The sequence below is a fragment of the Allobaculum fili genome (assembly GCF_020969955.1).
In the GTDB taxonomy this organism is placed as follows: domain Bacteria; phylum Bacillota_I; class Bacilli_A; order Erysipelotrichales; family Erysipelotrichaceae; genus Allobaculum; species Allobaculum fili.
In genome coordinates this window covers 16,708-28,203 of record NZ_JAHDSX010000032.1, presented here as the reverse complement: position 1 = coordinate 28,203, position 11,496 = coordinate 16,708, and the positions used below count along the sequence as shown (strand labels likewise).

4 protein-coding genes are annotated in these 11,496 nt (G+C 47.2%); 3 read left to right on the top strand and 1 reads right to left on the bottom strand.

Annotated features, from left to right (window positions below; translation table 11 throughout):
- Window positions 1-818: transposase (locus Afil_RS07660; protein WP_230267987.1), on the top strand; the 818-nt coding region annotated here is incomplete at its 5' end.
- Window positions 819-1,266: 448 nt separating this feature from the next.
- Window positions 1,267-1,521, top strand: a complete 255-nt coding sequence (locus Afil_RS07655) for a hypothetical protein (protein WP_230267986.1) — start codon at window positions 1,267-1,269, stop codon at window positions 1,519-1,521.
- A 227-nt stretch (window positions 1,522-1,748) separates the two neighbouring features.
- On the opposite strand, the gene Afil_RS07650 is transcribed toward Afil_RS07655, so the two are convergent.
- The gene (locus Afil_RS07650; RefSeq protein WP_230267985.1) at window positions 1,749-4,334 is read right to left on the bottom strand and encodes an ABC transporter ATP-binding protein/permease; all 2,586 of its coding nucleotides are present in this window, start codon (window positions 4,332-4,334) and stop codon (window positions 1,749-1,751) included.
- 802 nt (window positions 4,335-5,136) lie between these two features.
- On the opposite strand from Afil_RS07650, the gene Afil_RS07645 reads away from it, so the two are divergent.
- On the top strand, window positions 5,137-11,406 hold the full coding sequence (locus tag Afil_RS07645; RefSeq protein ID WP_230267984.1) for an InlB B-repeat-containing protein: 6,270 nt from the start codon (window positions 5,137-5,139) through the stop codon (window positions 11,404-11,406).
- Window positions 11,407-11,496 lie beyond the last annotated feature (90 nt).

The following is an 11,496-nucleotide window of genomic DNA, read 5'->3' as shown; positions in this document are numbered from 1 at the left end:
TCGATCTGACATCCTATGACAGTTTTGTGAAACAGAACGGTATTCAAAGCGGAATTATGGTTGGTGATAAAGGGTTTCCCGTCAAATCGATCGAAGAAGTCCTTAAAGACTGCCCGCAGCTTCATTACTTCAACCCGCTTCATCGGAATGCCAAGCTTGCCTTCGATCATGAGATGTATAACTTCGAGGGCGTGATCGAAGGCTGCTGCGGCTTTCTTGGGCAGATGGAACCGATTCAGTTTAAGAAAGAGAAGCTGTCCAATAAGGGAAAATGGCTCTACAGTTTCCGTGATCCGAGAAGAGCGGCTCAGGAGGAGACGGACTGGCTGGATAAGCATCGTAAAGATAAGTACGATTTCGAAGAATACGAAAAGAAAAAGCGTACATTTGGAACAGTGGTCTTTGAATCAGATGTCGATCTGTCTCCGGAAGATGCCTGGAAGACCTATAGTTATCGCTGGCAAATCGAGATCGTTATGCGGTACTACAAGAACGCCCTCGGCTTTGATGTAACCAGAGTCCATGATGACTACTCAGTGATCGGCAGCGAATTCATTGATTTTCTGTCGACCGTCATCACGTTCAGACTTTTGAACCTGTTCGACGAAAAAGGCCTCCTTGAGGACATGAGCTATAAGAAAATCATGCATATCCTGCAAAGAGGCAAAAGAATAAAAAATGATAATGAGTGGGAACTGATCAAGATGAATCCTGGTCAGATAGAAATTCTTCAAAAACTGGATCTGATTCCACGACCAGATCCAGTAGACCAGCCCAAAAGGAAACGTGGTCGTCCACGCAAAAATCCGACCGTATAGTTTAGCTGATTGGGAAAGTTCTAATGAAACATATTTTCATTTTCGTCAACATGGAGATGAAAACGCAACTAATCATTTGGGCTTGACTTCTAAAACTATTTGAAATTATTCATAAAACCAATACGTATTAGATTGGAGAAGAAATAAAACAACCGGCAAAGGGTTCAATTCTCTTCGATTGATTCCTTCTTTGATAGATAATAACCGCTTACAAATTTCTAAATTACGACATTATTCTTATGAATTGTACGAAAATTCCGAATATTTTCGAATTTTATCGACTATTTCATGTGAAATATCCATAATTGTAATAGTTACAGGACAATCAGTTAAAGATTAATGAGATCTGCTATATAATTTATTCACAACAGATTGAATTGAGTTCAGTACGATGAAATAATGGTCAGATTGTTTCTGGAGCCGATTAGAACTCAAGGAGGACTCACTCATGAGTAAAACCAACAAAATCAAGAGCCTGCTCGCACTCAAAGGTGTGAAGAGCGTTGACTACACCTACGCGCTCGGTCTTTCCCGTCCGCAGGCCCTCAACACCAAATATTCCCGGGATGCGTTTTCGGGCGATGACCTGATCCGCCTGGCAGAACTGACAGGCACTCGTCTTGCCTTCGTAGACCCCTTCACAAGAGAAACCCTGGTCATGTTTGACTCAGGCGACGTAAAGCCGAAAGAGACTGAAGAATAAACTGAGTTCCAATTGGTGAAGGAAACCGGATCGTAAGCGGAAAGCATAATCGCATGCTTTCTGCTTTTTTCATGCTCACGGGTCGTAAATTTGAAAGAAAACAGGACAGACCCGTAGACAGCAGCTTTGCAGGCGATATAGAAAAACGTCCCTTTCTTCGACTGGAAATTCGATAGGGAAGGGACGTAAGAATTGTCAGGTTTTGACCAGAACGCCTGCAGTGAAGTTTATTCGGTGCGCAGCGCTTCGACCGGATTCTTGCGCGAAGCCATCGAGGCAGGAATGAGTCCGGCAATCATGGTCAGCGCGAGGTTGATCAGAACCAGAATGACCGCTCCGTTAACCGGGAGACTGGCAATACCCGCAACACCGGTCAGGTTCTGGACGATCATGGAAATTGGAATGTCCAGCAGTGCAGTAATTCCAATTCCAAGCAGACCGGAAATCAGACCGATGATAAAGGTTTCCGCGTTGAATACTCTTCGAATATCCCGTTTGGAAGCACCCAGGGCACGGAGAACGCCGATTTCCTTGATGCGTTCGAGAACGGAAATGTACGTAATGATTCCGATCATGATCGAGGATACGACCAGCGATACAGAAACGAAGCCCATCAAGACGTAGGAAATCAGGTTGATGACCCTCTGTACGCCGGAAAGCATTACGCCCACGGTATCGGTATACGTGATAATGTTTTCCGGTTTTCCTTCATCGTTCTGAACGTTGTTGTATTCGGTGATCAGATCGCCAAGCTTTTCCTTGTCATCAAAGCTCCTGGCATACAGCTTGATGCTGGATGGTTCGTTGAGATCGATGACGCCAAGATCCGAAAGGTTGGAATCGTAGGTGGCGTTGATGTTGTTGTTATAGGTGGTGATGTAACTGGGCAGCTCTTCCTGGGGCATGCTCTGCATCTGCATCATCTGTTCAGGGGTAAGCTGATCCATCGAGAACTTCTCGCCGTTGGTAAATTCGCGTCCGGTAAAGACGTTGATTTTCGGATCGGCTTTCTGTTCCTTAACGATTTCGGAGGCATCCGCTTCGTCGGCTGCCCAGTTGCGCAGGGAGGAATCGTAAAGAATTCCACCTAATGCGGTTGAGGAAACGGTCTTTTCAGCCGGTTTCACGATACCGACAATTTTCACCGACTTGGCTTCCTTTTTAAGCGCGTCCTTGATGAAGTCTTCGTTGTCGGACTGATCAATCCAGAGACCGTTGACTTTCTGATACAGCGCGGAGTTTGGCAGGACGGAAAGCTCCATGCCGATGAAGTCTTCGTTGGTGTAGTTTTTCGTTTCGGAAACTTCAATCTTGTCGGTTTTGCCATCTAAAACGTTCTGATAGTTTTTCACCAGTTCGTCCTGATCAAGCAGACCGGCAGAGTAGAGGGCGTAGTCGGTAATTTCGTTGTTCTTATCGACAGCCAGCAGAATTTCACTTTCGTCTTTTGGCCAGGCGCCGTCGATCAGCTGGTAATTGTCTTCGCGCAGAGCCTGGGAATCCGGCATCTGGGTCCAGATTTCCTGGTTCATCGGCGAACTTACCCCAAACGCGGACTGAACCTGGCCCATCTGACTAAAGCCGAGCTTATCGATCAGTTCGTTCGGCGATACGCGTACCAGACCATAATCCGAATTGGAATTGAAGACAGTCATATCCATGCCGTACGAATATTCAATGGCTTTTGCGGTGGATGTGAATTCATCCCCCTGATCCGATTCCAGATATTTCTTGAATTCGGCGAGGTTGTTCGTCTTGGATGAAGAAATGGAATCCAGAATGGATTCGACCATTTTCGAGGTCGTGATTTTTCCGTCTTCCATTTCGCTGGCTTCTGTCTCGTCCTGCATATCCATCATCGCACTCATCATGACCGACATGTTCATCGTGTTGTCTTTCAGCTCAATCGGATAGTCCGCCATCGTATCGTTCTCAACGCGGGTAATATAATCCTGAACCCCGTTGGAAAGGGACATGATCAGACCGATTCCGATAATGCCGATGGATCCCGCAAAGGAAGTCAGAAGCGTTCTGCCTTTTTTGGTCATCAGGTTGTTGAACGAAAGGGAAAGGGCTGTCCAGAAGGACATACTTGGCCGTTTGAGCTTCTGCTCTTTGGCTTCTTCCTTTACTTCTTTAACCGGCATGGAATCGGAAATCATCTTGCCGTCCTTAAGGCGGACAATTCGGGTGGAATAGCGTTCGGCCAGTTCCGGGTTATGGGTAACCATGATGACCAGACGATCCCTGGCGATTTCCTTAAGCAGTTCCATGATCTGCACAGAAGTCTCGGAATCCAGCGCACCCGTCGGTTCATCGGCCAGAACGATTTCCGGATCGTTGACCAGAGCACGGGCGATTGCGACACGCTGCATCTGACCGCCGGACATCTGGGTCGGCTTCTTGTTGATCTGATCTTTCAGACCGACTTTTTCAAGCGCAGCGATTGCCCGCTTCTTTCTTTCTTCCTTAGGAACTCCGGAAAGCGTCAGGGACATTTCGACGTTCTTGAGTACGCTCTGATGCATGATCAGGTTGTAGCTCTGGAAAATAAATCCGATTCGATGGTTTCGGTATGTGTCCCAGTCTTTATCTGTATATTCCTTCGTGCTTTTTCCATTGATGATCAGATCGCCGCTGGTGTACTGATCGAGACCGCCAATGATATTCAGAAATGTCGTCTTGCCGCAGCCTGAAGGGCCGAGGATGGAGACGAATTCATTGTCCCGGAATGTGACGCTCAAGCCGTTGACCGCATGAACGATCTCATCGCCGGAGTAATACTCTTTGACAATATTTTTAGACTGAAGCATTATTCGCTCCTTTCATGAATTCTTAGATAGAGTACAGGAAAAATGTGGAAATTCCATGGCATACGTCCAGCAAGATCTGACATTTAATTTTCTGTTAAGGAAATCAACCGATACGGCCGCTGCTCTTTTGTGGTATCGATCTTTTTCTTTTGAAAGAACTCGAACCTATATAGAAATACTATATAGAGTATCTATTGATTTTTCCGATCTCCCCGTTGGAAAACAAGAACAATCCTGCATTTCAGCTGTCGCGGACGATGGAATTTTGATGAACCGTCCTGAGTTAAAAACGAAGCAGATTTCGCCAGAAAAGCGCCTCCTTATCTCGTAAAGATAAAGAGGCGCTTTTCCATGGGGGTCAGTTATCCACTCTCCGGCCAGAACGAAATCGGTTTGAGGGAAGGAATGAATCGCTGTATGCAAAATGCGGCATTAGCATATTTGAGATCGGATTATCAAAAATTAGTAATTTTGAGAATTTAAACAATCGAGATATGTAAACGATTACAATTACACTAGTGATTACTTTTTCGTGATTACAGCTGGTCCTGTTCCGAAATCCGGGCAAGCTTTTCGGATCTGGATCAGTTCCTGACTCCTGAAAAGGAGAATCGCCGCAAAGAATCTAGAAGCCATTTCATCCTGCGCAGGGCAAGGCGAAGGATAAGTTGTGCTTTTTGCGGCCGAATCGGTCTTCTTCTATTCCATTGTCACTCGTGACAGACTGGCGAACTCCGGGCAGTTTCCAACTAAGAAGACTGATTCAAAAGAGAAAAAAAGGCTCTATATAGAAAGGAAAAACATGAAAAAACATTCACGCATTTTTCTTCAGGTTCTCTGCAGCGGATGCATGGCTTTTGGAAGCGTTACTTCTTCCCTTATGCCGGTCTTTGCGATTGAAGAAACAGATCCAGGTGCACTATCCGAAGTTCCTGTCGCAGTGCCGAATCTTACCAAACTGCCCCTCACGGTGGATTTAGAAGGAGAGTCCTGGGGAAGCGGCAACGGGGCAGACAAAGCAATCGATGGCGATATGGGCACCATTTTTGACGGCCTGAAGAACAGTTACATGGTATTCGATCTTGGCGAAGAGAAAACGATCGCCGGTATTGGATACTGCCCGCGCACCAACGCAGGCAACAATAATTATGCCGCCAGAACGCAGTATGGCGTGATCGCCGGAAGCAACGATAAAGAGACCTGGACGGATCTTTATACCATTCCGGAAGTCCCCGCTCAGAACAAAATTACCCAAGTACGCGCTTCTTCGTTTAATGAAGGCGTTTCTACATCCTATCGCTACATCAAATATTACAAAAATGAACGAGGAACGAACCCCGATGCTGATTATGTAAACATTGCAGAATTTGAAGTGTATGGAGAAGGTACTGATTATGTCCTTTCGGATCTTTGCGGTTTTAAAGGAAACGTTTCAGCGCTTCCGCAGTCTGTTATAGCTGGCGGAGTAGAAAGAAACGTAACCTGGCAGATTCCGGATCTTGACGGTCGGATTCCGTTTTCGGTAATCGATGTAACTGGAACCGTTGAGGCAGCGGAAGGTCTTCCAGAAGGGGCCATTACTGCGAAAGCCTGGCTGTATCCTGCAGATCTTGAATATCTGATCAATGGAAATGCAGCAGAGAATGATCCGCTCTGGACACTGGCTAAAAAACTCTATCCAGGACTGCTCAATACAGAAGCCGCAGATCAGGGATGGGAAGAAGGAAAATCCTGGGGCGTCATCGGTGAAAAAACCACAGGCACTGCTGCCAGCGACGGCGATTACGGAATTACTGGATCCAATTCCTCCCTTAGTCCATATGACTATGGCTGGTGGGCTGGAACGAAGAATGAGGATTCCCAGAATTTAAAGATTAAGCTGACGCTTCCAGCCGGAAAGCATACGATTCAGGTCGGTACCCATGGATACTGGTGGAATTCGGACAGCCGGCGCGGTCAGAAGGCGTACTGGCGTCTGGAAGACGGAACGGAATACGAACTTGGCGACTGCAGCAGCACCGAAGAGAATGCGCAGGCTTTCCGTTATGAAATTGATCTGAATACTGACCAGACGGGAACGCTCGTATTCAAAAAGACTGGAGAAAAAGAGCCGACCATTGCCTGGGTTACTGTATCCGGAAAATACGATGGACTGGATCGTTCCACTCTGAATACGTTCTATGATCATGTAAAAGATTACGAGTCCGCACAGTACAGCGCGCCTTCCTGGGAAGGATTCCCCGACGCGCTTGCAGCTGCCGCAGAGGCACTCAAAACTCCGCTGCCTACCGAAGAAGCAGTAAGTGAAGCTTTGACCAATCTGCAAAGAGAAGCTGCTGAACTGAAGCGTCTGTTTACGCTGACGTTTAAAAACGGAAACGAGATCTTCTATACAGTAGAGAATGCTGTAGAAGGCGGCCCGCTTAGCAGCTATATCCCTGCGGAAATCCCGACTGGACCTGAGGGCAGTGTATTTATCGGCTGGGGCATTCAGGACGGAGATGTCCTTTCCGGCAGCCGCCTTGAATTTACAGCCCAGTTCAAAGGGGATACGACCAATCTGGCAAAACTGGTAAGCGATAACGAAAACAAACTCGGTACGGATGATCAGATTCCGGATATCTATACAGATGAATCCTATACTGCGTTCAAAACGGCCATGGATGCTGCTAAAGCAATCACAGAAAAAGAACTGCCTACAGTGGATGAAGTGAAATCCGCTGAAGAAGCGCTGACAACTGCTGTAGCGGGACTGAAAGATGCGGTTATCTTTACCTTTAAGACCACGGAAGAGGATGCTTCTCCAGTAAAAGTAAAAGTGGAAAAAGATTCTGCTCAGTCCGTCTGGGAAAACAAAGTTCCTTCTTTCACCCGTGAAGGATTTGTCTTTACCGGCTGGGATGCTGAGCTTCCTCAAACAGCCATGGCTTCGACCACATTTATCGCCCAGTGGAAATCTGCTCTTGTCAGTCCGGTCGCGTATTTCCCGTTTAACGGAAACCCGAACGACCACGTTGGAAACTGGGATGGTGTTTCGATTGCGGAAGATGGAATTCGCTATGATGACGAAGGCAAAAATGGCCAGAGTATCCATATCGATCCCAATAAAGGCCTGAAATTTGAAAATACTTTCGGCATCGACGATGATTCTGACTGGACCATCAGCTTCTGGGCCAAATCCGATCTCGAATATTCTACAAGTACTTCCGATCTGAGAACGTATTCCATTATGCAGGATCAGACTGAATCCACAGAGCTTGCTCTGCGCCTTGGTCAAACAAGAGCTGGGTTTGGCATTCGTGTCAATCCGGAGAGTGGAGGCGTCCTTTCTTTAAGCCAGGAACCTTTTTTAAATAAAGACGCGTGGAATCATTTTACCTATGTTCATGATGAAACTGCAGGTCAGGTGAAAGTATATGTTGATGGCGTACAGAAGGGCGTAACGCTGGATGACGAACGAACCGGATGGAAAATTCATTTCCCGGGATACTATCTTGGAAAATCCGATTTCCAGGGATCGGTAGATGAACTGCGAATTTTTAATAGAGCCTTGACCCCGGAACAGATCACGGATGTCTTTAACGACCCGCAGCAGACGACGAAGATGTACACGATCACGTTCAAATATGGTAATGACGTCCTTGCTTCCGATGAATATGCGAAAGCCACATCTGCATCGGAGATTCAGGCAGCTGCTGAAAAAGCACTTGAAGACAACAACATCACGGCAGAAGCAGGCACGATCGCTTCCTGGAATAAGGAATTTGCGGACATCGACGCAAACGAAGAATACGTCTTAACTTTTGTTGCGGATAAAACGGATCTTCAGAAGGCCTACGATGACTACTCTCTTTTGAGTAATGCAGATCGCGCATGGACGGATGCTTCTTTTGCGGCATTGACAAGTGCTCTTACGAGCGCAAAAGCAATCCTGGATAAGGCAGATGCATCTGTTGCTGAAGTTGGTGATACTCTGAGCGCCCTCAATTCGGCCCATGCGGGACTGAAAGAAGCTGTGAAGGTTACCTTTGATTCCAAAGACGGATCTGCAGTGGGTCCAGTTTATGCTCCAAAAGGGGAAGTTTTTGAGGCTCCAGAAAATCCGACACGCAGCGGATTCGAATTTGCAGGCTGGTTTAAAGATGAAGCCTTCGAAACCCAATTTGTATTCGGTACAGATACCGTCGAAGAAGAGACGACACTGTACGCAAAGTGGGTAGCAACCGATAAAGCGCCGCTTGGTAAAGCACTTGATCTGGCAGCAGATGTTCTCAAGAGAAATCTGATGAGCGCAGCAGATCATGAGGCTCTCAATACATCCATTACCGCCAATCAGGAAGTTTACGAGGCAGTGGATTCTACGGTAGAACAGATTAATGCTGCAGTTCAGGCGGTTCTCAACGTGCTTCAGGATACGGATGCAACTGGTGTAGCCATCACAGGCGTATCTGGCATTGCTTCTAAGAGTACGAAAAATTCGACTACAGAAGGCCGCAATTCCAGAATTGAGGAAACACTCGACAATGATCCGCAGTCTTATTACCACTCGGATGACAGTACAAGCGAGCTGGTTGCCAAAGATCGAAACCTGTTCTATGACCTTGGCGAATCGAAAGATCTGTTTGCGATCAGCTTCCTGCCCAGACAGTACACTTCTCCGATTAACGGAGACCTGTTTAATGTTGAAGTATATGCGGGAGAATCTGAGGAAGAAATGACATGCGTAGGTACCTATGCGTTTGACCATGCAGTCGATGGCAATGAGGCGTATTTCAGCAATGAAACGCGCGACCAGTACCGCAACATGTACTTCACCCCAGTTCACGCTCGTTACGTCAATCTGGTGATTAAAGCCACTGGAGGAAAGTCTCAGCCTGTGAACACGACGGCAACCGTGGCAGAAGTAAAATTCTTCTCGCCAAGTGATAAGACGGATTTGAATGCCTCGATTGAAGCAGCAAAAGCAAAATCTGAAGATGCTTACACTGCCGCTTCCTGGAAGGCTATGCAGGACGCACTCGCAAAAGCGGAAGCTGCTGCTGCAAATCCAGCCGCTTATCAGACGGGAGACAACAGCGTGGATGCAGCTAAGGCAGCGTTAGATACGGCTGTTGAAGGACTGGTTGAGAAAGTTACCGTGACATTCGATGTAGACGGTACGGCAACCTCTCAAACTATTGATCCAGGAACTCCTGTCGATAAACCTGCTGATCCAGAAAAGACTGGCTATACCTTCGACGGATGGTATGCTCCAGAAGCGGACACGGCCTTTGATTTCACAACGAAAATCGACACGAGTGTTACGCTGACGGCACGCTGGACGATTAACAGCTACACGGTGACGATGAATGCGGATAACGGTTCTGAAGCGACAACCGTTAAAGCAGACTACAACACAAAGATCACTGCTCCGACCGAACCGACAAAGACTGGCTGCACCTTTGCTGGATGGTTTGCGGAGGATTCCGAAACCGCGTTTGATTTCAATACGCCAATTACTGCGGATCTCACGCTGACAGCCCATTGGACGATTAACACCTATACCGTGACGATGAATGCGGATAACGGTTCTGAAGCGACAACGGTGAAAGCAGAGTACAATACGAAGATCACAGCGCCGACCGCTCCAACAAAGACTGGTTACACCTTTACAGGCTGGTTTGCGGCTGGTTCTGATACCGCATTCGATTTCAATACGCTAATTACTGCAGATCTCACACTGACTGCGCATTGGACGATCAACTCGTATACGGTCACCTTCGAATCGAATGGCGGATCGGATGTTGCTGCTGTTTCAGCCAATTACCACACGACGATTGAAGCGCCGACCGCGCCCACAAAGAACGGCTATACGTTCGCAGGCTGGTTTAAGGACGAAGCACTCACACAGACTTTCAACTTCGCTTCCGATAAGATCACGGAAAGCACGACCCTCTACGCGAAGTGGGAAGCTCCTGTTGAAGAGAAAGTAACCATTACCTTCAATACCGGAAAGGGCAATCCAATTGATTCTGTCCAGATTAAAAAAGGCGAAACGTATACTCCTCCTGCAAACGCAACGCATCCAACCGAAGGATACCGTCTGGTCGGCTGGTTTACGGATGCTTCCTGCTGGGACCGCTACGTACCAGGTCCTGTAAATTCTGATCTGACGCTTTATGCGAAATGGTCAAATATTTATACGATCAAGTTCAATACGGGTGCTCCGGATACGACTGTCGCACGACCTGTACGCTATAACGAAAAAGTCACTGTACCGACCGTTACTGCACCTGAAGGAAAAGTTCTCGAAGGCTGGTATACCGACAAGGAATACACGCAGAAATTTGACCTGGATGCTCCGGTTACTGCAGATCATGAACTCCATGCCAAATGGGTAGATGAGGAAAAAATCACTGTCACCTTCAATACCGGAAAGGGTAATCCAATCGATCCTGTCCAGATTAAGAAAGGCGACACGTATACTCCGCCTGCGAACGCCACGCATCCAACCGAAGGATACCGTCTGGTCGGCTGGTTTACGGATGCTTCCTGCTGGGACCGCTACGTACCAGGTCCTGTAAATTCTGATCTGACGCTTTATGCGAAATGGTCGAACATTTATACGATCAAGTTCAATACGGGTGATCCGAATACGACTGTGGCACGACCTGTACGCTATAACGAAAAAGTCACTATCCCGACCGTTACTGCACCTGAAGGAAAAGTTCTCGAAGGCTGGTATACAGACGAGAACTATACACAGAAGTTTGATCTGGATGCTCCGGTTACTGCAAATCATGAACTCCATGCCAAATGGGTAGATGCAAATCCGGAAGAGCAGCTCGACAAAACGCTGATCACGATGGCGACGGATAAAGCCGCATCCATCCTCAACGCTCTGACCAGCTTCCATAACGAAAGCGCCAAAACAACTTTCGCAGAGAAGAAGACAGAAGCAGACAGCGCAAAATCGTCTGCCACAACACAGAAGGGGCTCGATGATCCCGCAAAAGCTCTGAATGACGCAATGCTGAAACTGCGCAAAGCGCCATCCAAAGACACGCTGGATACACTGAAATCTTCCAAATAAACGGTTTCAAAGAAAAGAATGTCAGGGCGTCTGCCGATCTGATCGAAGAGGATGAGCAGAAACGCGAGTTCCTGCTGAATTCAAACAATC

What these genes read in the sequence shown, in the direction of transcription:
- Afil_RS07655 (WP_230267986.1), top strand. Translation starts at nt 1,267, where the DNA reads ATGAGTAAAACCAACAAAATCAAGAGCCTGCTCGCACTCAAAGGTGTG.
- Afil_RS07650 (WP_230267985.1), bottom strand. Translation starts at nt 4,334, where the DNA reads ATGCTTCAGTCTAAAAATATTGTCAAAGAGTATTACTCCGGCGATGAG.
- Afil_RS07645 (WP_230267984.1), top strand. Translation starts at nt 5,137, where the DNA reads ATGAAAAAACATTCACGCATTTTTCTTCAGGTTCTCTGCAGCGGATGC.